This window comes from uncultured Desulfosarcina sp., from assembly GCF_963664155.2.
GTDB lineage: Bacteria > Desulfobacterota > Desulfobacteria > Desulfobacterales > Desulfosarcinaceae > Desulfosarcina.
The window spans coordinates 717,287-731,588 of the sequence record NZ_CAXXXH010000001.1 but is presented as its reverse complement, the minus strand read 5'-3'; the positions used below and the strand labels follow the sequence as shown (position 1 = coordinate 731,588).

The window sequence follows — 14,302 nt, the reverse complement described above, 5'->3', positions numbered from 1 at the left end:
GGCCGAAATCGTGATGAGGTGGGACGAAAGATATTACCGTCCCCCCGTTGGAGAAATGGAAAAGGTGAGCATGAAATTTCAGATGATGATGAGTACTACTGCGAAGCATCGATGGGTGATGCCCGTTTGCGGTAGAGGCAGATCATTCTGAATGCAAGAAAATAGCCGGCAACCGCCAGGGGAATACCCAGGATCATGCCGCCGATGGACAGGTCGACCAGGATCAACGGCGACTGCTGCATCAGAGCCAGCATATCGGCAACCTTGAGGGCCGTCGACCAGTCGATCTCTTTGGAGAAACCCACCAACCTGACGCCCACCCAATAATTGACCGGATAGATCAGCGGCGCCGTGACTACATTGGTGATGTTTACACCGACCATAGCGGCGATCTTGCTCCAGCCCAGCAGGGATGCCAGCAGGATGGACGAGATGAAATGCATACCGAAAAAGGGGGTCATGCCGATCAGCAGGCCCAAGGCGAAGCCGAGGGCGATTTCGCGTGGCGCCCCTTTTAGCTTGATAAACCGGTTGTAGATCGTCAGGATTCTTAGTTTCATGCGTTGGATGGCTACGGGTGGTCCGTCTGCGGGAGTGAGGGGTTAAGGGTTCAAGGGGTCAAGGAACAGAGAAACAATCACCGGTTTGAAGCCGAAACCCGGAGCCCTTTTCTTAAACGCGATCCGGGTACACGTGAAAGGAGAGGGCCGATCCGGTGACATGGCTCCTGCCCGTGCGGATAAACATGGTAATCCAGAGTGCCTGGAGAAAAAGGATTGCCGCCGGATTCCACAGGATGTGCAGTCCGGCCAGTATGTCGATTTCAGTGGCAGATGAGGGAAACACCAGCCCAACGAGAACGGCGTAGGGGATGGTCAGCAAACTCATGATCTGGTAAACGCTGATTTTCCGGTCGCCACGATAATCGGATCGCAGAAATTCGGACAGGAACCGCCAGCCCTGAGTGACCAGCAGACAGAAGAAATAGGCTCCCGGATAATGGCCATGCAGATACAGCAACGTGCCGGCCAATGCGCCGAGGCTGTACAAAACGGCAGTGACCGCCTGAATGGCAAAAATCCTTTTTCCGCCCAGCTGGTGCGCATAGGCGATTTTCTTGGTGTCGCCGGTATAGGTGAAGGCGATCCATAAAAAATAACGCTGCACCACCGGCGGCATCTGGTCCATGGGTCTGCCGTAGCAGCAGCCGAAACTGATGCAGGCCAGCCGGCCGATTCCCTCGCCCAGAGTATACCCCACCATCAGCGCGGATACCACCGCCATGGTTTCAAACGAGATGGATAGAAAGTGTTTAGCGGCGGCTTCGACAAGGAGTACCAGCCACGGGCCCAGGACAATTCCCAGAAAGGAGGCCGCCCCCACGCTGAAGGTATATGGTTTCTTCTCCACCCAGCGGGCGATCAGCCGCGAGCCGGGCAGGCAGACGCCCAGGAGAACCGTGATGATTGCCGAAAAGATGCCGAAATCGATCCCCGCCGCGGCCGTGAGAATTAACACCAGCGTGACCGCGGCACACAGGGCCATGGCGTTGAAAAGGCCATAGTAGGTCAGGTTGAGGCCCTGCCAGGTGCCGTCGATCATCTTTTTAACGGGAATGGCGCAGATGATCTGCCAGCGTTCCCCCGGCAGGGCTTTGAAGCACCATAGGTAGACCGGTGCCAGCAGGAGTGCCATTATTGTTACAAAAAGCCAGTTGGCCATGGATCAAGCTCCTATGCTTGTGAAGGATTAAAGGGGCCAAGGGGTCGAGGAAGGGCGTGATTGGATCATCTCACTTGAACCCTCGACACCTTGGACCCTTTGGTTAGTCGACCTTCCGGCCGATTTCCGAGCGGACCTTGACATCGGTCTCCACCAGGGGGGACCGAAAATGCAGGGTATACCGGCTGCTCACATCCCTTCGCCGCATGTTCGCCAGAATGTCCGCGGAAAACCGCACACGATGCCTCTGAAAGATTAACACATCGACGCTGCTGCCCGGCCGGTAGAGGCTTTTGGGGCAGCCTCTTTCCACAAACATGCCGGGAGCAAGGTCCAGCGGGTCGTCGTAGCCATGGGTGCTGTAGCATTGGACAATGTCGCCGATCATCATGGCCACGATTTCGATCATGGCCACCAATCCGATTCCTGCACCGCCGGGAACGTCCGTGTCGATGACGGTGACCACCCGGCGATTTTTTGAAAACGGCGTAACCATGGATACCACGGCGCCCGGGTTGCACGAGTGGCAGCGGCCGTCGATGGTATAGATGTCACTCACCCGTCCGGACACCGGTACATGGTTGTAATGATATTTGTCCGGGGTGAGTCTGAAAAGGGCGAATTCTCCTCCTTCAAACGCTTTGATCCATTGGCGTTTTTCCTCGCCGAGCAACTCATTAAACGAGAAGAATTTTTCCTTCAGGAAAAGGGCGTCGTGGCGATCGAAGGATCCGACGATCATGCGGGCGTCGGCCGGGGAAACGATCCGGTCCGTCGCCGGGGGCATGGGGCGGCATTGCCAGTATCGGATCTTGCGCTCAAACAGTTTGCGGGCCGTATCAAGGTGCTCCGGCCTGTCAAGGCATTCGTCCGGGTCGATGCCCATGGCTTTGATCCGATCGGTGCTTCCCGGGTTACCTCCTTTGAAAGGCATGTCGAAATTGAGAAAACCGAGGATGGCAGACATGCGCCGGGATGTTGCCGCCTTGAACAGCAAGGGGGTGTTTTCCCTGGCGCTCGAATAGAGGCGGTTGATGAGCGGATCGGCGATCAGGCGTTCCGTTGCCACGCGGGAGGTTTCCCTCTCGATATACTGGTGGGGAATGGGATCGGTTGTCAAATCTGTCATGCCTCCGATGGAGCGGTTTCCGACTGCTGCCTCATATGGCTCAAGGTCAACAGCATGAGATGGATCAGCCGCGTGACGGCCGACAGCGGAAGTTCTTCCGCAATGACCGCGGATCGCACCGTGGAGATGAAAGCGGACGCATCCCTGCCCTTCAGAACGGAAAACAATGCCTGGTTGAAATGCCCGCTGCGCCAGGCCGACATGGCGTCGATCTGCCGGACCTGTTCGGACCACTGGTCCAAAGCCTGCCCCATCTGCTCCTTTTTCAGGCGATTCCGGTAAAATGTCTCCGCGGCGGCGTTGAATTCATCGCTGGTCAGCGCCATGGGCGACGTTTCGCCGGCCTCTTTGCAGATGCGGCGGGTGAGGCGGTCCGCGACGGTCTCGCGACCGTCCTCATCGATGCGATCCTCGAGGTCCCGGATCGTGTCCTCAAGTTTGCCCATCTCGATCAATTCCGGAGCATCGGTTTTCAGCAGGCTGACCAGTGTCCGTTGAAAATCCGTGGTGCGGACCCGTGTGTATCCGGCGTAGCGTCGACTGGATCGGGTATTGCGGGTTTGTTTAACTATCCGGGCTATCAGTCGGTTGGGTGTGTCCGTGCGTACATAGAAGGTCGGAATGCCGGCGGCCGCCCCGAAAAATATCTGGCGGCGCTCGCTCTCGACGAACGGATGATCGGGGATGTCGGCGTGGGTGATGCTTCCGGTGAAGATATATTTATAGGCCAGCGCGGTGATCAGCATCTGAAGGTTGGCCGCGTGCCCCATATCCCGGTCCAGATTTTCAAAAAGACTGTAATGGCGGCCTTCGAATCCGGTGAATCCCATGGTCTGGAAACAGCGGGCCCGATAGAGCATGTAAAGCGGCATGCAGGGGTCGAAGACCCCCATGTCCCCCAAGTCCTTTTTCAGCCGCGCATCGTTTCCCGGGCAGCCGTCCAGGGCGGGGCTTTCGTCGGTGGCCATCAACGCCACCAGATAGTCGATCAGCCTGAAGTCCGGAACATAATCCCCTTTGAGCGCGAAGCACCGGGAGAGGTTCCGATCCAGCCATTCCGGGCCGAACGGCGTGACGCTGCTGCCCAGAATTTTCAGGCGGGCCTTTTTCTTCCATCTTCTCCAGAGCATCCTCAGGTGGGTGAAATCCAGTTCGTGGGGCAGAAATCCCAGGACTCGTTCCGGGTGAAAATCCATGAAGTCGATCCGGTAGGGCGCCGCCGAATAGGTGCCCACGAAAATCGGCAGAAAATGCTCCACGATTTTGATGGCCAGGTCCCCGTAGTGCTTTTCCTCCAGCGGGCCGAAACCGGACGTTGGGTCCTGCATGAGACGGGTGAGTTTGCGGCTGCCTATGCTGATATGGGTGCCGTTGTTGGCCAGGCTGATGTTGGAGGTGTTGGGCAGCACCACCAGGTTGTGGGCGATGATACCGGCCTCCCTAAGCTTGATGACCGCATTGAGCTGGCTGCGGGAGAGCACCGTGTGGCACAGGTGCATGTAGCGATGCTTGGCCTCCCCTTCGTTCCAGCCGGACAGGCAGGGGCTCATGAACAGGGCACGATAGAAGCTGTCCGAGATCAGGTTGTTGAGCCGCTTCTGGCGCACCGGCGGATGGGGCGCAAAATAAAGGATCGCCTGCTGACCGCTCTCGATCAGGCCGAACTTTTGGTTGGCGAACTGAATCAGCAGTTGCGAGAGCAAAAAACGCAGGGATGTCTCACGTGACAGACCCTGTCCCTTGCCGGATTGCCCGTCCATTCCAACCGGGTGGAAGGAGAAGGTTTCCGGTGAGGTGTTGTCCGAGAGAAAATGGTCCATGGCCGACCGGCCGGTTTCACGGACGGTGGCATGAACGGAAGGCCCGCCGACGGCATCGGCCAGGGACAGTTTCAGCAGGTAGCTGATGGGAATGCGAATTGATTCCCGACCGCTGTCGGTGATGGAAAACCGGCAGACATCGCTTCGCTGGGGACTGTCGGCGCAGCTTTTATCGGAACGCAAATCATCCTTGAATACGGAGCGGGCAAACGGGCTGAGTGCCTCAATGGGCAGCCTGACCCAACTGTTTTCCCATACCCCGCTGTCGTTTTCCGACAGAAACGCTTCCAACGCCTTGACTGTCGAACGGGGCGTATCGCCCCGCAGGGCCCGCTTTCTCAGATTTCGGAAAAATCCGGACTCCTCGATTTCGCGGGCCAGATCCACCTGGTGCCGGTTGCCCACCACCGCCGTCTGGTATTCATTTTCGGCGCCCGCCGTGGTGTCCGGGGGGGTGAAGGGCAGGGTGCGGGCCAACCCCTCCGGGGTCGCGGTGTCGATACCCAGCACGTGGATCAGCCTGAACCGATTGGCCGCTTCGGAGGGGGGTGCGGGGCGGAGCGCTTGGATTTGCGCAGGGGAAGTGCCTGTTCGTCCGGCTAATTTAATCATATTACCTTTCATGCGTCTCTTCGATCCCGGCTCGGCATCGTTCAAGAGAAGGTAAAGTAGAAGCAGGTGATAATACACAAAATGGAAGCGAACAGCACCAGGCCACTGATCATGTCATCGGTCATGTTGTCCTCCTTGGTTGGCCACAGCCGGTTTCCGTTCTCCGATAATCGGATGTATTCGATGCCGACATTAAATGACGAGGATTAGCGGTATATTACCGGTCGGTTAGGAATTGGTTAAAAATGAAGGATTCGAGGATTCAAGGGTTCGAGGGGCTGGGGAGCGAGCAGGCGGATGCTTGCTTGCCAGCCGTAACGGAAAACAAACCGTGGCCTAACACCACGGAAACAAGGGCCAGTGTATTAATGAGAAGTTTAACTTCAATCATGAACAGAAAGAGACCCTTGTGATCGTGTTGCTTAAATCCATTTTTAAAAATCGCATCCCCGGACAGGTGGTCGTCCAGATCACCGACCGGTGCAATGCCCGCTGCCCCCAGTGCGGCATGCGTGCGACCGAATCGTTTGCACGATCCACCCTGAAGACAGACACCATCAAAAAGGTCATTGACGCCGCCGCGCGCCGAGGGTTTCAGGCCATCTCCTTTACCGGCGGCGAGCCGTTGCTGGACCTTCCCCGACTGGTGGAACTGATCCGCTATGCCGGCGGTGCGGGCATCCCATTCATCCGTACCGGAACCAACGGGTTCATGCTGGCCAACCCCGAGAAAAAAGGATTCGAAGACCGCATATCACGGATGGTCGACCAGCTTGCCGATTCACCCCTGCGCAATTTCTGGATCAGTCTGGATTCCGCCGTGGACCGTGTCCACGAAGAGATGCGCGGATTTCCCGGGGTGGTGGCCGGCATCGCCAGGGCCCTGCCGATCTTTCACCGGGCCGGCATCTATCCGGCGGTCAACCTGGGCATCAACCGCAAGGTGGGCGGGGATGCTACCCGCCTGCTGCACCGGCAGGCTTGCGTCTCGGACAGGGACTATCTGGAGACGTTTTACTTCCGATATGTAAAAGCCTTTGAACAGTTCTACCGGCGGGCGATCGATCTGGGGTTCACCATGGCCAACGCCTGCTATCCCATGAGCATCGATGCTCGGGAAGGCGAGCAGGGTCTGAGTGCCGTTTATGCCGCCAGCACAGTGGCAGACATCGTTCGCTTCACACCCTCCGAAAAGCAGATGCTGTTCAAGGCGCTGATTGTGGCGATTCGAAAGTTCCGATCCAGGATCCGGATTTTTTCGCCTCTTTGCTCACTCGAATCTCTGGTGCGCACATACGGCAGCGAATTTTCAGCACCGTCCGGTTACGGGTGCCGCGGCGGTGTCGATTTCTTTTTTATAAATGCCGCCGATGGTCAGCTCTATCCGTGCGGCTACCGAGGCAATGAGAATTATGGCCGTTTATGGGAGGTGGACATTGGTGAACAGATCCTGCCGGTCGAGGAGGATGCCTGCCGGCAGTGTGATTGGGAATGCTTTCGCGACCCTTCGGAACTGTTCGGCCCTCTGCTTGAGGCTTTTTCAAATCCATTGGGTCTGATCCGGCGGATGGCCGGTAGACCGGAGGCACTGGCCACATGGACCGGGGATTTATTCTATTACCGGGCGTGCGGTTTTTTCAATGGTCGTCAGGCGCCTGAATTTAAAAAATTAAACCGATTTTCATCCCGATCCGCCGGCGCGCGAAGGGCAACCCTGCCATCTTGCAGGGTAAGCCATATTAATGAAAAACTATCCGTTTCTTAACCCTTGGCTAATACGCGCATGATCATAAGGCGGCCAATGCGAAAGCGGCCTGCCGCCGGCAGTTGCCCAATCGACGCCGGATTTTGAAGACCGTTACCACCAGAGAAAGGAAACGCGATGCGGATCGATCTGCACGTACACTCCAAGCATTCAAAACGACCATCCCAGTGGATTCTCAAAAAAATCGACTGCCCGGAAAGCTTTACCGAACCGCTCCGTCTTTATGAGATTGCCAAAAAGCAGGGCATGACCCATGTGACCATCACCGATCACAACAGTATCGGCGGCGCGCTGGAGATCGCGCACCTGCCGGGGACGTTCATCAGCGAGGAAGTCACCAGTTATTTTCCCGAGGATGGCTGCAAACTCCACGTGCTGGCCCTGGATATCACCGAAACCCAGCATGCAGAGATCCAGAAGCTCCGCAGCAGTGTTTTTGACCTGGCGGCCTATTTTCACCAGGAGAATATTTTCAATATCATCGCCCACCCCCTGTACGCAGTCAACGACCGGTTGACCGTGGACCATTTCGAACGTCTGTTGCTCCTGTTCAGAAACTTCGAATTGAACGGCGCCCGCAACCACCGTGAAAATCAGACCCTAAAGGCGATCCTGAATGGTCTGACTCCCGAGGATGTCGACCGGTTGATCGACAGGCATGGCATCACCCCATTATTTCCGAATCCTCACCAGAAAAGGCTTTTTGGCGGCTCGGACGACCACAGTTCCCTGAACATCGCCCGGACTTACACCGAATTCATCGGCAACCGGGATGCGGACACCTCTCTTTCGGAGATGGAAACCGGACGGGTGGTGGTTCATGCGACAGCTCCGTCACCGCAGACCATGGCCCACAACCTCTACGGCATCGCCTGGCAGTTTTTCCGCCGTAAATTCAATTTGGGGCAATATGCGGGAAAAGACCCGCTGGTCGGATTTCTGGATGGTTCCCTGGGGCTCGATCCGGCCGCTGAACCCGGTATGCTGTCCCGGGTCTATTTCTTCTTCAGCGCCCAAAAACGCAAGCGGGTGAAACACCCCCTGTCGGATTCGCTGGCAGCCCTCCTGCGGCATGAAACGCAGAAGATCATCGATGAGAGCCCGGATCTGTTGGCAACTCCCAATGGTGACGGCCCATCGGCCGAAGCGCGTGAGCAACAGTGGTTTGAGTTCGTCAATAGACTCTCTAACCGAGTGATGGTGCATTTCGGCAACCATCTGTTGGATCATCTTTCGGGCGCAAATGTGTTCAACATTTTTCATACCATCGGCTCCGCCGGCGGATTATATACCCTGCTGGCTCCCTATTTCGTCGCATTTTCCCAGTTTACCATGGGACGGGAGTTGGGGGAACAGATTGTCCGGCGGTTCAGGCGGCCCGAAAGCGGTCCATTGGCAGTTCCTGAAGAGGGTATCCATGTGGCTCACTTTACGGATACCTTCTATGAAATCAACGGCGTCGCGCTGACGCTTCAACAGCAGGTCCAGTATGCGGCCGAAGCCGACCATCGCTACACGCTGATGACCTGTGACGACCGGAACCGGCCGCCGGAAAAAGGGGTTGTCCATTTCGCACCCATCGGCACCTACGACCTTCCAGAATATGAGCAGCAGAAGATTTTCTATCCGCCGCTGCTGGAAATGCTGGATTACTGCCACAAGCATGGGTTTAACCACATTCATACGGCCACCCCGGGGCCCATCGGCCTGGCCGCCCTGGCCATCGCCCGATTCCTGCGGCTGCCTATTTCCGGCACCTATCATACAGCCATCCCCCAGTATGTGCAGATTCTTACGGGGAGCGGCTTCATGGAAGAGCTGGCCTGGAAATTCGTCCTCTGGTACTACGATCAGATGGATCTGATCTACGCCCCTTCCCGGAGCACCCGGGATGAACTGGTGGCCAAGGGGATCAGCGGAGACAAAATCCGGGTGTATCCCCGCGGCATCGATATCAACCGTTTCAATCCGGCCAAACGCAACGGATTTTACAAAAAGTGGAACGGTGGCGGGAAAAGCATCACACTGATTTATGTCGGCCGGGTATCCAGGGAAAAGAACCTCCACCTGCTCTCCGAAGCCTATCGCCGGCTGGTACAATCCACTCCTGCGGTCATGCTCGCCGTTGTCGGAGACGGCCCGTATTTGGATGAAATGAGGAAGGAGACAGCCGACCTGCCTTGCATTTTCACGGGACGCCTGGAAGGTGGTGACCTGGATGCCGCCTATGCTTCCAGCGAAATTTTCGTTTTTCCCAGCACTACCGATACCTTTGGCAACGTGGTGCTGGAAGCCCAGGCATCGGGTCTTCCGGTCATCGTCACCGATCAGGGCGGGCCCGCCGAGAACGTCCTCCCGGAAAAGACCGGACTGGTGGTAAAGGCGAATTGTTCCCAATCGATCTTCGACGCCATAACGTCCCTGGTGGCCGATCCCCGCAGACGGGTGAAGATGGGACAGGCCGCCCGGCGTTATATGGAAGATCGCTCCTTCGAGGCCGCTTTCAATGAAACCTGGAAAATGTTCGGCACTATCAATGCGGGAAGACAGGCCATGTCCGGGTAGATTGGGCGAAGGATCGTCCCGATTTTCTGTCCAGGGCTGAACCGGCATACACTTACGGCTGAATTTGATTGCCACAGGTGATGGTCGATGGAAACATTTTTCCGGGGTTGAGGATGCCGTTGGGGTCGAGGAAACGTTTTAAGCGCTGCATCAGCGCAAGGGTGTTTTCGTCGAGGTTCCAGCCGATCTGGTTGCATTTGACGAACCCGATACCGTGTTCCGCCGCGATACGGCCTTCCAGTGCCACCGTTGCCTTCAGGATGGCTTCCCTGGCCTGGCGCATGTTTTCCGGAGGCGTGTTTTTGTCCCGGGCGGCGATGCTGACGTGAATGTTGCCGTCTCCGGCGTGGCCGAAACTGACCACCAGCACGTTCAGCCGTCTGCCGATTTCCTCCAGCATATGCACCATCTCCGGGATGCGCGCGATGGGCACCGCGATGTCTTCTTCCTCCCATTTCGGGCGCAGTTGGGTCAGCGCGGCATGGACCGACCGCCTCGATCGCCACAGTTCCTCCTGACCCGCTTTCTCATTTGCGATCTGAATGGCCATTGCCCCGTTGGCTTCGCACACCTTTCTGACCCGGTCCAGATCCGTTTCAATTTCCCGGCGCTTGCCGTCGACCTCGATGAGTAAAAGAGCCCCGGCGCCGATGGGCAGTCCGGGGTTCCGGTATTGGGCAACGGCGCGGATGCAGTGTCTGTCCATGAATTCAAGGGTCGTCGGAATGATGCCTTTTTTGATGATGTCCGCTACGGTCCCTGCAGCCCGGCCGATGGTATCGAAAGTGGCCATCAGGGTCTGTTTGCCCTCGGGAAGGGGCAGCAGTTTGAGAATGGCCTGGGTGATGACGCCCAGGGTTCCTTCGGACCCGACGAACAGACGGGTCAGATCGTAGCCCACCACATCTTTGACGCATCGGGAGCCGGTATGGATGACCTCCCCATCGGCCAGGACCACCTCCAGGCCCATCACGAAATCCTTGGTGACGCCGTATTTGACGGCACGCATGCCGCCGGCGTTCTCGGCGATATTGCCTCCGATGGAGCAAAAGTCCATGCTGGCCGGATCCGGCGGATAAAACAGGCCCCGGGCTTCGACGGCGGCATGCAGTCTGGAGGTAACCACCCCCGGTTCCACAATGGCCTGGAGGTTGGCCGTATCGACGGCGAGGATGCGGTTAAAACGATCCATGGCCATGACGATGCCGCCCGACAGGGGAACGCTCCCGCCGGTCAACCCGCTGCCGGCTCCCCGGGGAACCACCGGAACCCTATAGGTGTTGGAAATCGAGAGCAGTTCAGAAACCTGGGCGACATTTTCCGGAAAGGCCACCGCTTCCGGAAGACATTGCCCGCCGCTGGCATCGTAGGCATAGGTGAGCCGGTCCTCCATCGATTCGAGATAGTGGCCCCGGCCCAGCAGTTCGATATATTGCCTTCTTGCGTGTCTATTCATGCTATCGTATGCCGGCCCGGTGGGCCCGGATGGCATCCCCGGCCACGCAGCGGTAGAGGTTGCCTCGGCTGTCAAGGATTATCTTCGCTTTCACCGGGTGGCCGTTTCCATGCTTTCCAGTCCCGGGGTTTCGAATCGCTTGCCGACATACCGCAATATCAACGTCGCCAGCCCGACGATGACCAGATAGATCAGGGCGACAATGATGTAGGTTGAAATAGGCGCAAAGTATCGGCTGGAAACCATTTTGGCTTTGCCCATCAAGTCCGGCACGGCGATCAGAAAGACCACCGCGGTGTATTTGATGATGGAGATCATTTCATTGGACCATGACGGCATGACCAGTCGGAAGGCCTGGGGCAAAATGATGTACCGGATGGCCTTGAACCGGCTCATGCCGATGGCGCGGGCGGCCACCATTTGCTTCTCACCCACCGATTGAATCGCGCCCCGGAAATATTCCGCCTGATACGCGCTGCTGTTCAGGCCGAGGGTCAGATAAGCGGCGGTTAACCGCGAAAAGGTCAATCCGAAATCGGGAAGACCGTAGTAGACGACAAAAAGCTGGACCAGCAGCGGGGTGCCGCGGAAGATATTGATGAATCCGGTGACGATAAACTGAAGCCAGCGACTTCCATAGACGCGGATCAGTGCGGCCGGAAGCCCGACGGCAAAGCCGATGAACAGTGCTCCGCCGGCGATCTTGAGGGTGACCCGCGTGCCCTGGAGCAATTCTGGAATAATGGTCTGGAAGAAAATGAAGAACTCGTTCATGGGGGTCTCATCGGCCGCATGGGCGCTTACGGTTCCCGGGTCGCGTCGTCTTCGACCGTGCCGCGCTGGTCGCCGGAAGGATCCGCACCGTTATGCGACCGGGCGATCATGGACAGGAATTGTCTGGCACGTTCGGATCTGGGCGCTTCGAACAATTGCTGCGGCGGCCCCGTTTCGACAATAAAGCCGGCTTCCATGAAAACAATGCGGTGGGCCACTTCGCGGGCAAACCCCATCTCGTGGGAAACCACCAGCATAGTCATGCCTTCCCGCGCCAGTTTCTGCATGACGTTCAACACCTCGCCGGTCAATTCGGGATCGAGTGCCGACGTCGGCTCATCAAAAAGCATGATGGCGGGATCCATGCCCAGGGCACGCGCGATGCCGACCCGTTGTTTCTGGCCGCCGGAAAGCTGAGCGGGATACTTTTCCGCATGGTCGGCCAACCCCACCCGGTCCAATTCAAAGCGGGCTTTGCGACGGGCCTCGTCCGCTTTCATCCCCAGGACCCGGGTCAGGCCGATGGTGACATTGTCCAGGGTCGTCAAGTGATTGAAAAGATTGAATTCCTGAAAAACCATGCCGATCCGCTGGCGAATCCGGTTCACATTTATGCCCGGTGCGGTGATTTCCCGGTCTGCCAGCCAGATCCGCCCGCCGGTGGGCCGGGTGAGCAGGTTGATGCACTGCAGCAGGGTACTTTTTCCCGTACCACTGGGGCCGACGATGACCACGACCTCCTTGGGCAGGACCTCAAGCGAGATGCCCTTGATGATCTCCGTCCCGCCGAAGGATTTTCGAAGGTTCTCTATTCTGAGTATGGGCTTTTCAGGCATGATCCTTCTTTTCTACATGAAGATTTTGTATCGGCGTTCCAGAGTGCCCAGCAGGCGGCTGGCCAGCAGGGTGAATACGATGTAAAACGCAGCTGCCGTGCCGAAAGCCAGGAACGGTTCCAGGGTACGGGCGCTGACCCATTGGGCTCTTCGCAGCAGTTCCGGTACGCCGATGACATAGACCAGGGTTGAATCTTTCAACACCAGGGTAAATTCGTTGGACCATGCCGGAATCGCCAGCCGAACGGCCTGAGGCAGGATGATGCTGCGGATGGCGGTGAACCGGCTCATGCCGATGGCGCGGGCGGCGATCATCTGGCCTGGGGGAACGGACAGGATCGCCCCGCGGAAAATTTCCGACTGGTAGGCGCCGCTGGCAAATCCCAGCGCGATGGCACCCGACAGAAAAGGGGACAGATCGACCAGTTCGGAGATGACGAAAAACAGGATGAAAATAATGACAACGACCGGAACAGCCCGTACGACAATACTATAGACCGCCGCAACGGGCGAGAGAAAACGCCCCCCGTAAATCCGGAGCACGGCCATCACCGTGCCGATCACCAGACCGATGGTCAGGGCGATCAGGGTGACGGACACCGTTATACCGAGCCCGGGGATCAGATATTGAAGAACCGTCAACAGGCTCTGGGGCAATACGCTCATGGCTTCCAGGTGCGTGATATGAAGGGTTATGGCGGACGCCCCGACAAATGAGACTTCATAATGTCTGAGTCGTCCGCTCTTCTCCTATGGCGCTATACCGTTTTAAGGGTCGCGGAAACCTAATTAATCGATACCGTGCGCTTTCTTCGTTTTCTCGATCCATCCCTCTTTCTTCAATTCTTCGATCACCCGGTCGATCTCGGCTTTGAGCTGGGTTTCCCCCTCGGGCAATGCGAGGCACTGGCCGGCCAGGACGGTATCCGTGGTCACCAGGGCAATTTTCAGGTTTTTCATTTTTCCGACCAGGTCCTTGGCCGGCTTGGCTTGGATGAGCAGCAGATCGATGCGTCCGGCGGCCAGATCAAGGCCGGCATTGTCCACCCGCTCATACTGAAACAGGTGGTCTTCGGGGGTCAATCCGGTTTCGATCAGGTTCTTCCTGATCCAGCTTTCCTGGATGGTGCCCGTCTGGGTGCCGATCTTCTTGCCGGCGGCATCTTTTGGAGAACTCATTTTTATATCGGCCTTGGTGGATGTGACAAAGGCATCCTGTACAAAATTATAAGGAATGGAAAAATCGACGGTCTTGTCCCGTTCTGCGGTGCCCTGCATGGCCGCGGCGACCAGATCGATTTTTTTGTTCTGCACGGCGGCGATGAGGGTGTCAAAGCCCATGTCCTTGATCTCGACATCCACTCCCATACGTTTGCCGACTTCGCGAACCAGGTCCATATCGAACCCGACGAATTTACCCGAAGGGTCCACCGACTCATATGGCGGGTAGTCAGCCGAGGTGCCGACAATCAGTTTGCCCCGTTCCTTGATTACGCTCAAATGATCGGCCGCAAATCCCAAACTCCAGCCGGTCAGTACAAAAACGAAAATTGCCGTTGCCGTCCAAATCATGTTTAACCGCTTCATATGCATCTTCCTTTCTCAATTGATTGGATGTGTTGT

11 protein-coding genes are annotated in these 14,302 nt (G+C 57.1%); 2 read left to right on the top strand and 9 right to left on the bottom strand.

Going from position 1 to position 14,302, the window contains the following annotated elements; all coding sequences use genetic code 11:
- Positions 1-95 precede the first annotated feature (95 nt).
- From ACHZBS_RS03305 to ACHZBS_RS03290, 4 genes are all read right to left on the bottom strand, one after another.
- The gene (locus ACHZBS_RS03305; RefSeq protein WP_319405110.1) at positions 96-560 is read right to left on the bottom strand and encodes a DUF2062 domain-containing protein; all 465 of its coding nucleotides are present in this window, start codon (positions 558-560) and stop codon (positions 96-98) included.
- A 112-nt stretch (positions 561-672) separates the two neighbouring features.
- On the bottom strand, positions 673-1,722 hold the full coding sequence (locus ACHZBS_RS03300) for a prolipoprotein diacylglyceryl transferase family protein (protein WP_319405109.1): 1,050 nt from the start codon (positions 1,720-1,722) through the stop codon (positions 673-675).
- Between the two features lie 103 nt (positions 1,723-1,825).
- Positions 1,826-2,851, bottom strand: a complete 1,026-nt coding sequence (locus ACHZBS_RS03295) for a phosphatidylserine decarboxylase (protein ID WP_319405108.1) — start codon at positions 2,849-2,851, stop codon at positions 1,826-1,828.
- Positions 2,848-5,283, bottom strand: a complete 2,436-nt coding sequence (locus ACHZBS_RS03290) for a hypothetical protein (protein WP_319405107.1) — start codon at positions 5,281-5,283, stop codon at positions 2,848-2,850. Before ACHZBS_RS03290 ends, ACHZBS_RS03295 begins: the two co-directional genes overlap by 4 nt.
- Positions 5,284-5,692: 409 nt before the next feature.
- Here ACHZBS_RS03290 and ACHZBS_RS03285 point away from each other — a divergent pair, with 409 nt between their 5' ends.
- Together ACHZBS_RS03285 and ACHZBS_RS03280 are read left to right on the top strand one after the other, a co-directional pair.
- Positions 5,693-7,048: a radical SAM protein gene (locus ACHZBS_RS03285; protein ID WP_319405106.1), complete on the top strand. Its 1,356-nt coding sequence runs from the start codon at positions 5,693-5,695 to the stop codon at positions 7,046-7,048.
- A gap of 117 nt (positions 7,049-7,165) precedes the next feature.
- Positions 7,166-9,613: a glycosyltransferase gene (locus ACHZBS_RS03280; RefSeq protein ID WP_319405105.1), complete on the top strand. Its 2,448-nt coding sequence runs from the start codon at positions 7,166-7,168 to the stop codon at positions 9,611-9,613.
- Between the two features lie 52 nt (positions 9,614-9,665).
- On the opposite strand, the gene ACHZBS_RS03275 is transcribed toward ACHZBS_RS03280, so the two are convergent.
- The 5 genes from ACHZBS_RS03275 to ACHZBS_RS03255 form a co-directional block, all read right to left on the bottom strand.
- On the bottom strand, positions 9,666-11,069 hold the full coding sequence (locus ACHZBS_RS03275; RefSeq protein WP_319405104.1) for an FAD-linked oxidase C-terminal domain-containing protein: 1,404 nt from the start codon (positions 11,067-11,069) through the stop codon (positions 9,666-9,668).
- Between the two features lie 90 nt (positions 11,070-11,159).
- The gene (locus ACHZBS_RS03270) at positions 11,160-11,843 is read right to left on the bottom strand and encodes an amino acid ABC transporter permease (RefSeq protein WP_319405103.1); all 684 of its coding nucleotides are present in this window, start codon (positions 11,841-11,843) and stop codon (positions 11,160-11,162) included.
- A 26-nt stretch (positions 11,844-11,869) separates the two neighbouring features.
- Entirely contained in the window at positions 11,870-12,679 is an 810-nt protein-coding gene (locus tag ACHZBS_RS03265) for an amino acid ABC transporter ATP-binding protein (protein ID WP_319405102.1), read from the bottom strand.
- A gap of 12 nt (positions 12,680-12,691) precedes the next feature.
- A complete protein-coding gene (locus ACHZBS_RS03260) occupies positions 12,692-13,345 on the bottom strand; it encodes an amino acid ABC transporter permease (RefSeq protein ID WP_319405101.1) in 654 nt (217 codons plus the stop codon).
- Between the two features lie 123 nt (positions 13,346-13,468).
- A complete protein-coding gene (locus ACHZBS_RS03255; protein ID WP_319405100.1) occupies positions 13,469-14,266 on the bottom strand; it encodes an ABC transporter substrate-binding protein in 798 nt (265 codons plus the stop codon).
- Positions 14,267-14,302: the final 36 nt, after the last annotated feature.

Coding starts and splice junctions, on each gene's coding strand:
- ACHZBS_RS03305 (WP_319405110.1), bottom strand. CDS start 560: ATGAAACTAAGAATCCTGACGATCTACAACCGGTTTATCAAGCTAAAA.
- ACHZBS_RS03300 (WP_319405109.1), bottom strand. CDS start 1,722: ATGGCCAACTGGCTTTTTGTAACAATAATGGCACTCCTGCTGGCACCG.
- ACHZBS_RS03295 (WP_319405108.1), bottom strand. CDS start 2,851: ATGACAGATTTGACAACCGATCCCATTCCCCACCAGTATATCGAGAGG.
- ACHZBS_RS03290 (WP_319405107.1), bottom strand. CDS start 5,283: ATGATTAAATTAGCCGGACGAACAGGCACTTCCCCTGCGCAAATCCAA.
- ACHZBS_RS03280 (WP_319405105.1), top strand. CDS start 7,166: ATGCGGATCGATCTGCACGTACACTCCAAGCATTCAAAACGACCATCC.
- ACHZBS_RS03275 (WP_319405104.1), bottom strand. CDS start 11,069: ATGAATAGACACGCAAGAAGGCAATATATCGAACTGCTGGGCCGGGGC.
- ACHZBS_RS03270 (WP_319405103.1), bottom strand. CDS start 11,843: ATGAACGAGTTCTTCATTTTCTTCCAGACCATTATTCCAGAATTGCTC.
- ACHZBS_RS03265 (WP_319405102.1), bottom strand. CDS start 12,679: ATGCCTGAAAAGCCCATACTCAGAATAGAGAACCTTCGAAAATCCTTC.
- ACHZBS_RS03260 (WP_319405101.1), bottom strand. CDS start 13,345: ATGAGCGTATTGCCCCAGAGCCTGTTGACGGTTCTTCAATATCTGATC.
- ACHZBS_RS03255 (WP_319405100.1), bottom strand. CDS start 14,266: ATGAAGCGGTTAAACATGATTTGGACGGCAACGGCAATTTTCGTTTTT.